Below are 14449 nucleotides of genomic sequence, written 5' to 3' on the forward strand. Positions count from 1 at the left end.
GCTTTTCGATCCTGACAAGTCCGGTTTTGAGAGGATGTCTGAATGCCCAAGGAGAGTGACGGTTTCGTCCGCGCCATCGCGAGAGGATTTTCCGTGGTCGAAGCGCTGGGACGGCCGCCGGGACGGCACACGCTGTCGGAGACCGCGGCGTTCGCGGGGCTGACGCGCGCAACCGCGCGGCGCATGCTCGCAACCCTGGTGGCGCTGAAATACTGCGAAGCTGACGGCCGTTACTTCAGCCTGCGTCCGCGCGCGCTTGGCCTCGGATTGTCGTATCTCAACGCGCTGCCCTACTGGGGTTATGCCCAGCGCGCGCTCGAAGACCTGCGCAACGAGATCGGAGAATCCTGCGCGCTGGCGGTGCTGGATGAAACCGAAATCGTGTATGCGCTTCGCCTGCCGGCGCGACGCATCCTCTCCGCCAATCTCGGCATTGGAAGCCGCCTGCCCGCGCATCTGATCTCGCTGGGACGTGTGCTGCTCGCCGCACTGCCGCCCGACCAGCGTGCACGATATATCTCCGAGATCGAATTCAAGCAGGTGACTCCCCGCACCCTCACCTGCCCGATCAAACTTGGTGAAGAACTGACGCGGGTGGAGCAGCAGGGCTATGCCTGGATCGACGGCGAACTCGATCCTGCGATCTGCGGCATCGCGGTGCCGGTGCGTGACCAGGCCGGCCATGTCGTGGCCGCTGTCAGCATCAACACCATTTCGGGCACTGTGACCGAGGCCGAAGCCAAGAAGAAATTTCTGGTCGCGCTCAAGCGCACCGCGCAGGATATCCGGACCCAGACCACCGCCAATGGCTGACCCGACGTCAGGCGGCCTTTTTCCCGAACGCCTTCCGCAGCTCGGACTTGGCCGCTTCGAGCTTGCGCTTGCGAGCTGCGGGCAGATTCTTGCCAGCGCGGTTGATGTAAAAATTCAGCATCGACATCGCCGACTGGTACGGGCTGGCCTTGCGGCGATGGCTGCGCTCCGCCGAGCGCTTCAACGAACGCGCGATGGCGACAGGACTCCGCTGCTTGAACAGATGATGCTTGAGATCGAGCGCATCGCTGGTGGCTGTGACACGGCCCGACCATTTACGGACGGAACGCTTGGCCGACGTGCGCCTCTTACCTGCCTTCCTTGAGGATGCTTTCCCTGCAGATAATGTCTTTCGCGTCCGTCTTGCGGACGATTTGCGCGCGGCTTTGGCCATGGTAGGTCCTCGGTCGGAATACAGGTTTGCCGACAGGACAAAGCATGAGCATCGAAACAGTTCGCGCGTTTTTCGCGAAAAATGCGCCCGATATTACCGTCATTGAATCGGACAAAAGTTCCGCCACGGTGGCGCTGGCCGCCGAAGCCTTTGGCGTAACACCTGCGGAGATCGCCAAAACATTATCATTGCGCGTGGGTGACCGCGTGCTGCTGGTGGTCACCTGCGGCACCGCCCGGCTCGACAACAAGAAGGCGCGCGCGGTGTTCGGCGGCAAGCCGCGCATGCTCAGCGCCGAGGAAGCGCTCGAGGCCACCGGCCATCCGGTTGGCGGCATCTGTCCGTTCGGACTGAAAACGCCGCTGCCAGTCTATTGCGACATTTCACTGAAGGCCTTCAGTGAAGTCGTGCCGGCTGCCGGCTCGATCAACAGCGCCGTTCGCATCTCGCCAGCACGCATGGCCGAACTGACCAGCGCCGAGTGGATCGACGTCAGCGAAATCCGGGAGCAGAGCGAAGTGGCATGATGGCGTGAGCGCGCGCTACTCCACCCTGCCGATCTTCTTCACTGCCGCGATCAGCCGCGCGCTGTCGGCTTCGACGAATTTCGTAAACTCCGGAGCATCGAGGTAGGCGACGGGGCTGCCTGCGGTCTCGAATGTTTTCACTACCTCCGGCGCGCGCACCGCCTCGCCCATGGCTTCGCGCAGCTTGGTCATGATCGGCGCGGGCAATGCCGTCTGCGCGAACAAGCCCGCCCAGATGTAGAACTCGACGTCCTTGTACCCGAGCTCCTGAAACGTCGGCACGTCGGGGAAACTTGCGACGCGCTTTGCGCCCCATCCGGCCAGCACGCGCATCTTGCCGTCATCGACCTGCGCGCGCAGCGTGCCCGGCGCCGAGGCCACCGCCTGCACCGTGCCGGTCAGCAATCCCGTCAGTGCCGGGCCTGCGCCGCGGAACGGCACATGCAGCAGCTTGATCCCGGCGCTGGCCGCAAACATTTCCATCGCGATGTGCAGCGTCCCGTAGGGACCGGACGAGCCATAAGGTATCTGGCCCGGCCGCGCCTTCGCGTCCTCGACGAACTCCTTGACCGTTTTCCATGGCGCGGATGCGGGTACCGCCAGCATGGTCGGATCGGCGAGCACCCGTGCCACCGGCGCAAACTGCGACATCTCATAAGCCACCGGGCGGTCGAACAGCCGGTCGGCTTCCGGCAATACCGCCAGCGACGAGAGTGTCATCAGCAGCGTGTAGCCGTCGGGCTCAGCGCGCGCAGCCGCAGCATTGCCAACCGAACCGCCGCCGCCGCCGGCGCGGTTATCGACAATCACGGGTTTTCCCAGAATGCGCTCCAGCGCCAGCGCCACCGGCCGCGCCGCGAGATCGGCCTGCCCGCCAGCGGGGAACGGTACGATCATGGTGATGTTGCGCGACGGCCATGCCGCCTGCGCATTGGCGTTGCCGGACAGCGTGTGCAATGCAACCTGTGACAGCGGCACAACTGCAGCCGCTTTCAGAAGCTCGCGCCGATTCATGATGCCTCCCTGAGAATTTGTTTTTATTCTTTGTCGCCATACCCTGAAGGAAGCGCAGATGACGATCAAGGCTGTTGTATTCGATGCTTACGGCACGCTCTATGACGTGCAGTCGGTCGCCGCTGTCACCGACGAGGCGTTTCCCGGCTATGGCGAGCTGATCACCCAGATCTGGCGCCTGAAGCAGCTCGAATACACCTGGCTTCGCTCACTGATGGGGCGCTACGAGGATTTCTCGGTCATCACGCGGCAATCGCTGACGTTCACCCTCAAGGCGCTCGGCCTGACGTTCGATGAGAAGGCCTTCGAGCGCATCATGGAGAAGTACGTCCACCTCGATCTTTACCCCGATGCGAAGGAAGCTCTTGCGGCGATGAAAGACCGCAAGCTCGCGATCCTGTCGAACGGCAGCACCGATATGCTGAACGCGCTGGTGCGCAACACCGGCCTCGATACCATTCTCGACGCCACCATCAGCATCGACACGACGAAGGTCTTCAAGCCGTCGCCGCGCACTTATGACCTGATCGAATCAAATCTCAGTGTGAAACCGCATGAGGTGCTGTTCGTCTCCTCCAATCCGTTCGATGCCTGCGGCGCCAAGGCGTTCGGCCTGAACGTGGCCTGGATCGAACGCGTCACACCACGGGCGATGGCTACCGAATTTGTGAAAGCCGACCTCGTGCGGCCGTTGTCGATGTTCAAGGCGATCCGCATGCAGATGGATGAATTCGGCTGGGAACCGGACTATCGCATTGGCGCGCTGGCGGATTTGCCGAAACTGCTCGCCGCACACCCCTAAATCGCGGGCAAGCCGCAGGTGTTGCCGAATTGATTCGCGGGCACTGTCTTCGCAGTTCAGGCATGCCGCCGGAGATCGATAAGCCTTCCATCTGGCACGATTGATGCTTCGCATTTCCTCAAGGAGGTGATGTGATGCGATCAGTCATTTTCTTGTTCCTGACAGTGGGACTGCTGATAACCCGCGTCTGCTTCGCGCATGATGCGGATGGACGTCCGAACTGGATCGCCGAAGGGGCCTACAGAGGTTCCGATGGCATTCACTGTTGCGGACCGAGCGATTGCGAACAGTTGAGTTCCGACGAGGTTCAGGTTCGGCCCGACGGAATCTGGCTGACGCGATTCAAGGAACTGGTTCCGTTCGAGCAGGCGACGCCAAGCGAGGACGGCAAGACATGGCGATGCCACAATCTCTCGGGTGAGAGGCGGTGCTTTTTCATGAAGTACGGCAATACGTGACAATGCCAATCGCGCGCGGCTGATAGCCCGCGCCGGTTGATGTGCCGCCGGACGCACGACGTGCGTCCGGAACGAATGCTCAAATGCCGAGCGCCACGCCATCCTTGCGATGGTCGGTGGCGCCGAGCAGAACTCCGCGTTCGTGATCGATCCAGATCGCCTGACAGCCGCCGAGGGCGACATCGGCCCATTTCACGTCGTGCCCGCGCGCCGCGAGCTCCGTGCCGATCTCTTTTCCAAATGTCGGCTCCAGCGACAGCACGCCCTCGAACGCGAACGAGCGCGGCGCTTCGGATGCGGCCTGAATGTCCATGCCGAGGTCGAACACGTTGGAGAGAAAGTTGCCGTGGCCGGTCGCCTGATAATGGCCGCCCATCACGCCGAACGGCATCATGCAGCGTCCGTTCTTCATCACCATGCCCGGAATGATGGTGTGCATCGGCCGCTTGTTCGGTCCGAGCGCATTGGGGTGACCGGGCTGAAGCCGGAAGCCCCAGCCGCGGTTATGCAGCAGCACGCCGGACTTCGGCGCATAGATGCCGCTACCGAACGGCTGGAACAGTGAATTGATGAACGACACGGCGTTGAGATCACGGTCCACCACGGTGACGTAGACCGTATCCTTGTGCTCGATGTCGTCCCAGTCGACAGCCGCGCTGGCCCGCGTCATGTCGATCTTGCTGCGGATCGCGCCGATATATGCGTCGGAGAGAAAATGCGCGGCATCGACCTTGCCGTGTGCGGGGTCGCAGAAGAACGCATCGCGCGCGCGATACGCCGCTTTGGTCGCTTCCGCCAAGAGGTGCACGCGGTCAACTTCCGCGAGCGCCTTAATCTCGTAGCCCGCCAGCGTGCGCAGGATCATCAGCGCCGCCAGACCCTGCCCGTTCGGCGGACATTCGAGAATGTCATGGCCGCCGTAGCTCGTAGAGATCGGCGTCACGTCTTCGGGCTTGTTCGCGGCGAAGTCTTCCACGGTGTGCACACCGCCGAGGCCTTGCAGCACGCTTGCAAGCTCTTCCGCGACCTCGCCCTCATAGAATGCCGCGCGGCCTTCGCGCGCGATGCGGCGCAGCGTCTTGCCGAGTGCCGGCTGGCTCCGCCGGTCGCCAATCGACGGCGCGACACCGCCCGGGAGATAATGCGCTGTTGCCGCCGGATTGCTTTCGAGTTTCGCACGGTTGCGCGACCAGTCCGACGCCACGCGCGGCGTGATGCGGAAACCGTTTTCGGCGGCATCGATGGCCGGTTTGAAGATCTCGTCCAGCGATTTGCTGCCGTGCTTCGCAGCAAGCCTGCACCATGCATCGATCGCGCCCGGAACGGTGACGCCTTCGATCGAGGTCGGTGTGAGCGCCTTCGCGCCCTTGGCCATTGTGACAGCGAGATCGGTCTTCGCGGGTGTACGGCCCGAACCGTTCAGCGCAACCGGCGTGCCTGCCTTCGGCGAATAGATCACAAAGCAGTCGCCGCCAATCCCGGTCATCTGCGGCTCGACCACGCCCTGCAAGGCGACCGCCGCAATGGCAGCGTCCATCGCATTGCCGCCGGCTTTCAGAATGTCGAGTGCGGCGAGAGTCGCCTGCGGGTGCGAGGTCGCGGCCATGCCGCGTTCCCCCACTGCGATGGAGCGGGACGGCGAGATGAAATTGCGCATTCAGGGAAACCTTCGAGGATGGAAACTCATGTTACGCAGACTTGGTCCGCCAATCCAGTGCGGAACAGGAACGTGATGGACTTAGCGGGCCGCGCGTCTGGTGCGGCCAAGCTTGTCGGCGAGAAAATCCGCCAGCACTTCGACACGCGCGGGGCGCGGGCCGCCCGGCGGCATCACCAGATGCACGGCGCCCTCGGGCTGTTTCCAGTCCTTGAGGATGACTTCGAGTTGTCCCGACGCAATGGCGTCGCCGACAATGAAATCCGGCAAATCGGCGATGCCGAGCCCGGCCAGCAGCGCCGGCATGGTGGCTTCGCCGTTGTTAACGCGCAGTTGCCCCGACGGCCGCACCGTCGCCTGCTCGCCCGCCGCATTGACGTAGTGCCACACGCCCGGCGTCGAGAGATATGCGTAGCCGAAGCATTTGTGCTGAGCGAGATGCATGGGATGCGTCGGCCGGCCGTACTTCTTCAGGTAGGACGGCGCCGCCACCGTGTAGCGCCGCATGTCGCTCAACCGGCGCGCAACGAGCGATGAATCCGGCAGGCGCGCGATGCGGATGCCGGCGTCGAAGCCGTCGCCGATCAGATCGACCATGGCATCGCTCAGATGCAGGTCGATGGACACTTCGGGATAGGCGCTCAGAAACTCCGGCAGCAGCGGCGCAATGACCCGGACGCCATAGGTCATCGGCACAGCAAAGCGCACCACACCGCGCGGCGCGGACGATTGCGCCAGCGCTTCGTTCTCCGCCGCCTCGCCGTCCATCAGAAGTCGTGCCGCACGCTCGGACAGTCTCTGGCCGGCATCGGTCAGCGCCAGTTGCCGCGAGGTGCGGTTGAACAGCCGTGCGCCGAGCCGGTCCTCAAGACGGCTGACGGCCTTGGAAACAGTCGCCTTCGACAGCGCCAGTTCGGTCGCGGCTCCTGCAAACGACCGCATTTCCACGACTTTGGCGAAAATCGCCAGCGCTTCGAAGTCCGGAAGCCTGGGCATGCGAGCCATCCCTCATGTGTCAGATATGGAAACAATGAGTTTCCATAGTTTCTATTTATGCACCATTCGGGAGCGCTTATCCATAACCCATCGAATTCGAGGTTACCCACGGCGCACCACGCACCCGGCGGTCACCTCAAAGCACATTCAACGAAGGAATATCCCATGATCGAACTTCGGCCATTCAACAAACTCGGCAGCGCCAATCACGGCTGGCTCAAGGCAAAGCACCACTTTTCGTTCGGCAGCCACTACGACCCGAACAATATGAATCACGGCAGCCTGCGCGTCTGGAACGACGATGAGATTGCGCCGAACACCGGCTTCCCTGCGCATCCCCATGCCAACATGGAAATCATCACCTTCGTTCGCGAAGGCGCGATCACTCATCAGGACTCGCTCGGCAACAAGGGCCGCACCGAGGCCGGCGATGTGCAGGTGATGAGCGCAGGCTCGGGCATCCGCCACTCTGAGTATAATCTTGAACCGGTGACGACTAAGATCTTCCAGATCTGGATCGAGCCGACGCAGGAAGGCGGACAGCCGTGCTGGGGCGCCAAGCCGTTCCCGAAGGCCGACCGCTCCGGCAAGTTCGTCACCATCGCCAGCGGCTTCAAGGCCGACAACGATGCGCTGCCGATCCGCGCCGACGCCCGCGTGCTGGCGACAACGCTGAAGGCCGGCGAGACCGCTGAGTATGCGCTCGGCGAGACGCGCTACGGCTATCTCGTTCCGGCGGCCGGCAGCATTGAGGTCAACGGCGTGCGCGCCAACGCCCGCGACGGCGTCGCCGTCCAGAAAGAAGCGTCGGTGAAGGTCACCGCGCTCGAAGACACCGAACTCGTTCTCGTGGATGCGGCTTAAGCCGCATCCATTCTCTCTCGCCAATCCCCATTCAACCCTGAAAACTGAAGGAGGCCATCATGGCCAAGGTTCTTGTTCTTTACTATTCGGCTTACGGACACATCGAAGCGATGGCGAACGCCGTCGCCGAGGGCGCACGCGAAGCTGGCGCGACTGTCGACATCAAGCGCGTTCCCGAACTGGTCCCGCCCGACGTCGCCAAGGCGTCGTACTACAAGGTCGATCAGGCGGCGCCCGTTGCCAAGATCGAGGATCTTGCGAACTACGATGCGATCATCGTCGGCACCGGCACCCGCTTTGGCCGCATCTCGTCGCAGATGGCCAACTTCCTCGATCAGGCCGGCGGCCTGTGGGCGAAGGGCGCATTGCACGGCAAGGTCGGCGGCGCGTTCAGTTCATCCGCCACGCAGCACGGCGGCCAGGAGACCACGCTGTTCTCGATCATCACCAACCTGCTGCACTTCGGCATGGTCGTGGTCGGCCTGAACTACGGCTTCGCCGGACAGATGGGTGTCAAGGAAGTAACCGGCGGCTCGCCCTACGGCGCGACCACCATCACCGATGGTGACGGCAGCCGCCAGCCGAGCGCGAACGAACTTGCCGGCGCCCGTTATCAGGGCAAGACCATCGCGGAAACCGCGAAGAAGCTGCACGGCTGATCGAAGCGGTATAGACACGCAACAATAGGCGGCGCTGGCAACAGCGCCGCCTTTTTTCATGCTCCCGCATCGAAAAAACCGAAAGAGCAAAAAGGAAAAGACACGATAGGTTTGGCGAAAGCCCGCGTCTCAAAAAGAGGCCAATATGACATTTTCAGGCGTAACAGGAGACTGCCTGGATTTTCCGCGCAAATAACGGCACCCGCCCATGTCATCGAAACAGTGGACGAGCTATCGTATCAAGGGTGTCACCCGATTAGCCGGCTCGTTTTCGGGAAGCTGAAAGGACAAAACGATATGCCTATGGTCAAAACCAAAGACGGCGTTGACATTTTCTACAAGGACTGGGGCTCCGGTCAGCCCATCGTGTTCAGCCACGGCTGGCCGCTGTCTGCGGACGACTGGGATCCGCAGATGCTTTTCTTTCTCTCCAAGGGTTTTCGCGTCGTTGCACACGACCGGCGCGGCCACGGGCGCTCCACCCAGGTGGGCGACGGTCATGATATGGACCATTACGCCGACGATCTGGCCGCCGTCGTCACTCATCTCGATCTGAAAGATGCAATCCATGTCGGCCACTCGACCGGCGGCGGCGAGGTTGTGCATTATCTCGCACGTCACGGCACAAGCCGGGCTTCGAAAGCAGCTATTATCTCTGCGGTGCCGCCGCTGATGGTCAAGACCGACGCAAATCCGCTCGGTCTGCCCAAGTCCGTGTTTGACGATCTGCAGGCGCAACTCGCTGCCAACCGCGCCAAGTTCTATCGCGATCTGCCGGAAGGGCCCTTTTACGGCTTCAATCGGCCTGGCGCGAAGCCCAACGAAGGCAATATCGGCAACTGGTGGCGTCAGGGCATGATCGGCGGCGCCAAGGCGCATTATGACGGCATCGTCGCTTTCTCGCAGACCGATTTCACCGAAGACCTGAAGAAGATCGACATTCCCGTGCTGGTGATGCACAGCGAGGACGATCAGATCGTGCCTTACGTCGCGTCCGGCCCGCTTAGCGCCAAGCTGCTGAAGAAAGGCACGCTGAAAACCTACAAGGACTATCCGCACGGCATGATCACCACGCATGCGGACGTCATCAACAACGATCTGCTCGCCTTCATCAAGGGCTGACGGCCAATCAGCCGCAACGCGAAAGGCCCGCTCAATGAGCGGGCCTTTTCTGTTTGAGAATACTATGACGCCTTTTGCAACTCGCTGACGTCGTTGACCGGCTTCTTCAGATGAACATGCGTGTCGACATGATCGATCCACGCCACCGGAACAAAATGGTGCTGCCCGTCGGGTGAACTGCTCTTCGTAAGCTTGATCCTGTCGCTACCTTCAAGATGATCGACCTGACCGATATTTTTACCGGTGGAATCGATCACGTCCATATGTTCCTTGATTTTCGATACGTCTGCCATGTGCAACTCCCTTGCTGTGCCCCTATCAACGAGACAAATCGAAAAATGTTCGGCTGCTGCGGCATTTTCGGCATCCGAAGGAACCCATCGCAGGTCAGACTGTTGTTGGTCCATCACCCCGGAGAACATGACGATGGACAAGGATCGGATCACAGGCGCAGCGAAAGACGCCGCAGGAAAAGTTGAAGGTGCATTCGGCCGCGCAACGGGCGACGCATCGACCGAGGCGTCGGGACGTGCGCGCGAGGCGGCAGGAACCGTGCAGAACCTGTACGGCCAGGCGAAGGACGCGGCACGCGATATCGGCGATGCGGCAAGCGGATACGCCAAGGAGGCACTCGATACGGGCAGCGATATTTATCGCGACGGTAACAAGGCGGTGGCCTCTGCCGTTCGCGAGCAACCGCTCGGCGCCCTGCTGATCGCAGGTGCGGTCGGTTTCGCGCTGGCCTTGATGCTGAACCGGCAGCCCCGCAGGCGGCCGCTGCGCGGCTACTACTGATACGGAATCGGACTGAACGAAAGGCGTGCGTTTCGACGCGCGCCTTTCGCGCGTGCGCAGATTGAGAATGTTTTGCATTGCACTCTGAGTCCTCCGCTGCTCGCTCCAACGAATGGACGAGCGTGTTCGCGTTGTGCCGCCTCGGCGTCCGCGATATAGGGAAGTCCTATAGTTTATTAGGGATGGGGCTTTGCAATGTTCCGATTTACTGGATTGGCTGCGGCTATCATTGCCGCCGGATTAACGATGAATGCCTCTGCCGCGCACGCAGGCAAATGGGAAGACGGGCTGAAAGCTTTTGCGAAGAAGGAATACGCCGCCGCCGCGAAGCTGTTTCGACCGCTGGCGGAAAAGGGGAACGCCGTCGCGCAGTATCGTATCGCCCTGATGCATAAAATGGGTCTCGGAGTTTCCAAGGACCGCAAGCAGGCCCAGAAGTGGGGCCGCCTCGCGGCAAAGCAGGGCAATGCGGACGCTCAGGTGTTGCTCGGAAGCCTGTACTACACAGGCGAAGGCAAGGAATCCGAAGACATCGAGAAGGCATACATGTGGTACGACGTCGCCGCGATGCAGGGGAATGATGAGGCCAAGAAAGAACTCGCGGCCGTGTCCAGCCAGCTCAGCTCCCAGCAGATCGCAGACGCACGGGCAAGAGCGCAGAAGTGTGCATCGTCCGGCTACCAGCAATGTGATTGATCCGACCGCTCAGCCGGTCATTCTGACTTGCGAATACAGCCCGGCCTCGCGCCGGGCTTTTGCTTGGCCCGCTCAACGCTTATTTGCCAAGATGCCGGCGCACCGCGGCGACAGAGGGGCCGACCTCATCGATTGCGGCGGCAAGATCCTGCGGCGATACACTGAGACGGTAAGCCCAGTAGCCGGTGGAGGCGTCATCCGTCGTATCGATCACAGGTGCGGGACGCGCACCGAGATTCGACGACAGCACGGATGCGACTGTCACAAGGCGGAGCATGCCTTAAAATATCACGGAACCGCCCTTCCCGCATGCGGCCGCGCCTCTCAGCGTTAATGAACCTTGAAATTTCCTTGAGCCCGCATCGGGTTCGGTTGCTATAGTCGGCCTCCGAAAGTATCGCTCGAGGCACGACATTGGCTCAACCGTTCATCGTCTCCATTCCCCACAAACTGGGGAAGGAAGAAGCGACTCGCCGCCTGAAGGCCGGACTCGGCAACGTGCGATCAGAATACGGAAAGATTCTTCAGATCAATGAGGAAATCTGGAGCGGCGATCGCCTCGCATTCCAGTTGACCGCGTTGAAGCAACAGGTCGGCGGAACGATCGAGGTGGCGGAAGATTACGTCAAGCTCGAGGTGATGCTGCCCTGGCTGCTTGCAGGTCTTGCGCATGGCATCCAGGCGACGATCCGCTCCCGCGCCACGCGAATGCTCGAGAAGAAAACAACGGACGTGTGATCCTCCCGCGAACAAAGGCCCGGCATTGCTGCCAGGCCTTGATCACATGAATCATCAGCGGTTAAACTATCAGCCGCTGCTGGCTTTCAGCTTCAGCCAGGTGGTGCGGACGTTTTCCTTGACCTGTCCCCACTCGCTGGCGGCCACATCCCAGTTCACGATCTGGCGGGATATGCCGGCGGATGAACCGCTGGCCACTGTCGATGTCGCCATCGAGTCGTGAATGTAGACCACGCCAATGGTCAGCAGGCAGCCCAGCACCATTCCCAGAAGAGTTCGCATATGATCGTCCTCCAGCACATGCAACGCCGTAAGGCTGCGAGAGTTCCAGACACGAAAACGCCCGCCGATCAAATGACCGGCGGGCGCGATTACCTGTAGGAAGATCACCAGCAGAAAGAACAGAACCGGTCGCCCTGCGGATTCAGCAAGCGATACACCAGCGAGACGCGATAGGCCTCGTTCACAATCTGATGGACGTTGGATGCCGCGGCGAACGAGTTGATCGTAACACTGCCAATCGTTCCGCCGAAGCCTGCTCCGCCGATCGGGAGATGGCTCCATGTGTAGGTGTCCCGCAGATATTCGCCGCGGATGGACAGATCGTCGGTCGCCTTGAATTCAAACCCGCCGCCGATGGAGGTGCCGATCAGGTTCTCGGGGGCAAAGGTCTGTGTCACCGACGCTGCACCAAGGAGCGGCGCACTCGGCGGCGAGATCGTGAAGCCGCCGGCACTCGATCCGATGCTGCCCGCGACCGTGCCGTAGGACTTTCCGTAACTGAAGAACCCCGAAAGTTGAGGCGTGATGACAAAGCCGCCCATCAGACGAAGATGATTCTTGCTCTCGACGGAAAGGTTGCCCGCCATCGCCAGACCAACGCAGGAGGTTGCTGTTGGAAATATGTAGCACGTCATGTTGGCACCCGAGGGACCTCCGAATTGGCCGGGGCTCTTTCCGTTCGCAAGGCTGGACAGCGAGTTCAACTCAAAGTCGCCTTCGATACCCAGCCAGAACCTGTTCCACTGCGCGCGATAACCGATAAGAAGATGATTGCCGGTGCGATCCATTTTTCGCGAGAAGCCCTCTTGCCTTGAAAAATCCGTGCCAGCCGTGGTGTTGTCGTCGACGGTAATCGTCATACCGCCTTCCTGCTTGACCTCGTAGTTGTTCTGGGTGATGCCGCCGCCCACATAGAAGCCGGCCCATGTGTTGGCATAGAGCCTCGGATCGGTCGTGAACGACTTCCAGTTGAGAGCCGCGGCCGCCGACGGCGAGACATTGGGATCGAAGCGATAGATCAGCGACGCACGAATGGTTTCGTTGGTCACTTTCACTTTCTCGCTCGGAGACGTCATCGTCACGATGTTGCCGTTGACGTTGGCTTGAACAGTCGCGCCGCTCGTCACCACATCGGTGTACGTATCCTTCAGATATTCGAGCCTTGCGATGAGGTTCTCGCTGGCTTTCACCTGAATGCCGCCGCCGATGGACGTACCGATCAGGTTTTTGTCCGGAGCGAACGAGTTGCCGGACACGATGACAGGTGCAGACGGGCTGCTCCCCAGCGCGAAGCCGACATGAGAACCGACGGTGTCGCTTCGGCCGAACGCAGCGCCGCCGCTGATAAACGCCATCAGTTCGGGGGTAATGGCAAAGCCGGCGACACCGCGCAGATGCCCCCTGGTCTCGACCGAACCGAACGAGGTCGGGCTTCCGCAGATATAATTGCCGGTCGTGCCGACGCCGCAATAACCGGGCTCGGGTCCGAACGGAATTGATGCCGGGACACGGTCGCCGAACGAATAATCGCCCTCCGCGCCGAACAGAAACCGCTCGTACTGCCAGAGGTATCCACCGAGGATGTGACCACGATTGAGATAGTTGGTGGAATCCAGCCGAACCGGTTCGTTCGACGGTTGGCCGGGCCCGCCGGGTACAAGCGTTTGATACGCCGTTCCCTGGTCGAGCGATTTCTTTTCGCGGCCCCACCCCGCACCGAAGTAGAAGCCGCCCCACGACCACGGATTGACAGCCGCAGGGACCGCCGGCTGGGCGGCCATTGCGTCGCGCGCGGGCGAATTCTGGATCGCCGCGGCACGCTGCGCTGACGATTGACGGTCGGATGTTTGTGCGGATGCGGGGAGCGCCGAAAAGGCAAGTAGCGCAATCGCCGAAAACACGGCTGTTTTGGTCATGAAATCCCCCAGTTCCCCGGGGAATCCTATTGCGACGTCTGGAAAGGGACAATCTGCGGCAGGTGCCAGCGGCGGATTCAGATACGCGCTGTCTCCACAATGCCACGAGACTGCGTGTATTGAGAAGCGATGGTGGGCGCGACAGGGATCGAACCTGTGACCCCCTCGATGTCAACGAGGTGCTCTCCCGCTGAGCTACGCGCCCTTAAAAACCATTAGTGCCGGGATGCGTCCCTATATCGGCTTGGATCGCCGCAGGCAAGGACGGGAAGACGTGTTTTGGGGGCAAATTAACCCCGAATCGATGGCCCTCAGGCCGCCAGCATCTTGTTCACTTCGCTGACCAGTTCGCGCAGATGGACCGGCTTGGACAGGACCTTGGCGTTTTTCGGCGCCTCGGAGTCCGAATTCAGCGCCACGGCGGCAAAGCCGGTGATGAACATGATCTTGATATCGGGATCCAGTTCAGACGCGCGGCGCGCCAGCTCGATGCCGTCCATTTCCGGCATCACGATGTCGGTTAGAAGCATTTCAAAAGGCTCTTCGCGAAGCCTCTGATAGGCTGACAGCCCGTTGTCGTAGGACGAGACCTGAAAACCGGCATTCTCCAGCGCCTTGACCAGAAAGCGGCGCATGTCGTTGTCGTCTTCGGCGAGGAGAATTTTGTGCTGCATGGCCTGTCACTGGTCGTCTGATCGTGAATGGAGAAGTCCCCG

At 61.1% G+C, this 14449-nt stretch carries 19 protein-coding genes and 1 tRNA gene; 10 read left to right on the top strand and 10 right to left on the bottom strand.

Going from position 1 to position 14449, the window contains the following annotated elements:
• The first annotated feature begins 42 nt into the window (after positions 1-42).
• Positions 43-813, top strand: a complete 771-nt coding sequence (locus AC1RM7_RS11140; RefSeq protein WP_024919884.1) for an IclR family transcriptional regulator domain-containing protein — start codon at positions 43-45, stop codon at positions 811-813.
• A gap of 7 nt (positions 814-820) precedes the next feature.
• On the opposite strand, the gene AC1RM7_RS11145 is transcribed toward AC1RM7_RS11140, so the two are convergent.
• Positions 821-1207 carry a DUF3175 domain-containing protein gene (locus AC1RM7_RS11145; RefSeq protein ID WP_024919883.1) on the bottom strand — a complete coding sequence of 129 codons (387 nt, stop codon included), beginning with the start codon at positions 1205-1207 and terminating at the stop codon, positions 821-823.
• A 44-nt stretch (positions 1208-1251) separates the two neighbouring features.
• Between AC1RM7_RS11145 and AC1RM7_RS11150 the strand changes: the two genes are divergently transcribed.
• Entirely contained in the window at positions 1252-1734 is a 483-nt protein-coding gene (locus AC1RM7_RS11150; protein ID WP_024919882.1) for a YbaK/EbsC family protein, read from the top strand.
• 15 nt (positions 1735-1749) lie between these two features.
• On the opposite strand, the gene AC1RM7_RS11155 is transcribed toward AC1RM7_RS11150, so the two are convergent.
• Positions 1750-2748, bottom strand: a complete 999-nt coding sequence (locus tag AC1RM7_RS11155) for a tripartite tricarboxylate transporter substrate binding protein (RefSeq protein ID WP_006022185.1) — start codon at positions 2746-2748, stop codon at positions 1750-1752.
• A 58-nt stretch (positions 2749-2806) separates the two neighbouring features.
• On the opposite strand from AC1RM7_RS11155, the gene AC1RM7_RS11160 reads away from it, so the two are divergent.
• Positions 2807-3550 carry a haloacid dehalogenase type II gene (locus AC1RM7_RS11160; protein ID WP_024919881.1) on the top strand — a complete coding sequence of 248 codons (744 nt, stop codon included), beginning with the start codon at positions 2807-2809 and terminating at the stop codon, positions 3548-3550.
• A 134-nt stretch (positions 3551-3684) separates the two neighbouring features.
• Positions 3685-4008, top strand: a complete 324-nt coding sequence (locus tag AC1RM7_RS11165; RefSeq protein WP_024919880.1) for a hypothetical protein — start codon at positions 3685-3687, stop codon at positions 4006-4008.
• A 79-nt stretch (positions 4009-4087) separates the two neighbouring features.
• Here AC1RM7_RS11165 and AC1RM7_RS11170 read toward each other — a convergent pair whose 3' ends face one another.
• Together AC1RM7_RS11170 and AC1RM7_RS11175 are read right to left on the bottom strand one after the other, a co-directional pair.
• Positions 4088-5665 carry a gamma-glutamyltransferase family protein gene (locus AC1RM7_RS11170; protein ID WP_024919879.1) on the bottom strand — a complete coding sequence of 526 codons (1578 nt, stop codon included), beginning with the start codon at positions 5663-5665 and terminating at the stop codon, positions 4088-4090.
• Positions 5666-5746: 81 nt separating this feature from the next.
• A complete protein-coding gene (locus tag AC1RM7_RS11175) occupies positions 5747-6661 on the bottom strand; it encodes a LysR family transcriptional regulator (protein WP_024919878.1) in 915 nt (304 codons plus the stop codon).
• Between the two features lie 165 nt (positions 6662-6826).
• Here AC1RM7_RS11175 and AC1RM7_RS11180 point away from each other — a divergent pair, with 165 nt between their 5' ends.
• From AC1RM7_RS11180 to AC1RM7_RS11190, 3 genes are all read left to right on the top strand, one after another.
• A complete protein-coding gene (locus AC1RM7_RS11180) occupies positions 6827-7525 on the top strand; it encodes a pirin family protein (RefSeq protein ID WP_006022190.1) in 699 nt (232 codons plus the stop codon).
• A gap of 59 nt (positions 7526-7584) precedes the next feature.
• Positions 7585-8184 (top strand): NAD(P)H:quinone oxidoreductase, encoded by a 600-nt coding sequence (wrbA, locus tag AC1RM7_RS11185; RefSeq protein ID WP_006022191.1) that lies wholly within the window; start codon positions 7585-7587, stop codon positions 8182-8184.
• 297 nt (positions 8185-8481) lie between these two features.
• A complete protein-coding gene (locus tag AC1RM7_RS11190) occupies positions 8482-9306 on the top strand; it encodes an alpha/beta fold hydrolase (protein ID WP_024919877.1) in 825 nt (274 codons plus the stop codon).
• Between the two features lie 62 nt (positions 9307-9368).
• Here the strand turns inward: AC1RM7_RS11190 and AC1RM7_RS11195 are convergent, their stop codons facing one another.
• On the bottom strand, positions 9369-9599 hold the full coding sequence (locus tag AC1RM7_RS11195; protein WP_492838073.1) for a DUF2171 domain-containing protein: 231 nt from the start codon (positions 9597-9599) through the stop codon (positions 9369-9371).
• Positions 9600-9732: 133 nt separating this feature from the next.
• Here AC1RM7_RS11195 and AC1RM7_RS11200 point away from each other — a divergent pair, with 133 nt between their 5' ends.
• Complete coding sequence (locus tag AC1RM7_RS11200) at positions 9733-10101, top strand: CsbD family protein (RefSeq protein WP_006022194.1); 369 nt, start codon at positions 9733-9735, stop codon at positions 10099-10101.
• A gap of 195 nt (positions 10102-10296) precedes the next feature.
• Positions 10297-10797: a tetratricopeptide repeat protein gene (locus AC1RM7_RS11205; protein ID WP_024919875.1), complete on the top strand. Its 501-nt coding sequence runs from the start codon at positions 10297-10299 to the stop codon at positions 10795-10797.
• Between the two features lie 79 nt (positions 10798-10876).
• Here AC1RM7_RS11205 and AC1RM7_RS11210 read toward each other — a convergent pair whose 3' ends face one another.
• On the bottom strand, positions 10877-11074 hold the full coding sequence (locus AC1RM7_RS11210) for a DUF3606 domain-containing protein (protein ID WP_024919874.1): 198 nt from the start codon (positions 11072-11074) through the stop codon (positions 10877-10879).
• Positions 11075-11211: 137 nt separating this feature from the next.
• Between AC1RM7_RS11210 and AC1RM7_RS11215 the strand changes: the two genes are divergently transcribed.
• The gene (locus AC1RM7_RS11215) at positions 11212-11535 is read left to right on the top strand and encodes a polyhydroxyalkanoic acid system family protein (RefSeq protein WP_024919873.1); all 324 of its coding nucleotides are present in this window, start codon (positions 11212-11214) and stop codon (positions 11533-11535) included.
• Between the two features lie 69 nt (positions 11536-11604).
• Here the strand turns inward: AC1RM7_RS11215 and AC1RM7_RS11220 are convergent, their stop codons facing one another.
• From AC1RM7_RS11220 to cpdR, 4 genes are all read right to left on the bottom strand, one after another.
• Positions 11605-11817: a hypothetical protein gene (locus tag AC1RM7_RS11220; RefSeq protein ID WP_024919872.1), complete on the bottom strand. Its 213-nt coding sequence runs from the start codon at positions 11815-11817 to the stop codon at positions 11605-11607.
• Positions 11818-11921: 104 nt separating this feature from the next.
• Positions 11922-13733, bottom strand: coding sequence for an outer membrane protein (locus tag AC1RM7_RS11225; RefSeq protein ID WP_024919871.1), 1812 nt, complete (start codon positions 13731-13733; stop codon positions 11922-11924).
• Between the two features lie 130 nt (positions 13734-13863).
• Positions 13864-13938, bottom strand: a tRNA-Val gene (locus AC1RM7_RS11230).
• Positions 13939-14044: 106 nt separating this feature from the next.
• Positions 14045-14407 carry a cell cycle two-component system response regulator CpdR gene (cpdR, locus tag AC1RM7_RS11235; protein WP_002713397.1) on the bottom strand — a complete coding sequence of 121 codons (363 nt, stop codon included), beginning with the start codon at positions 14405-14407 and terminating at the stop codon, positions 14045-14047.
• Positions 14408-14449 lie beyond the last annotated feature (42 nt).

It is taken from the genome of Afipia sp. GW822-FHT03D08 (assembly GCF_058801645.1).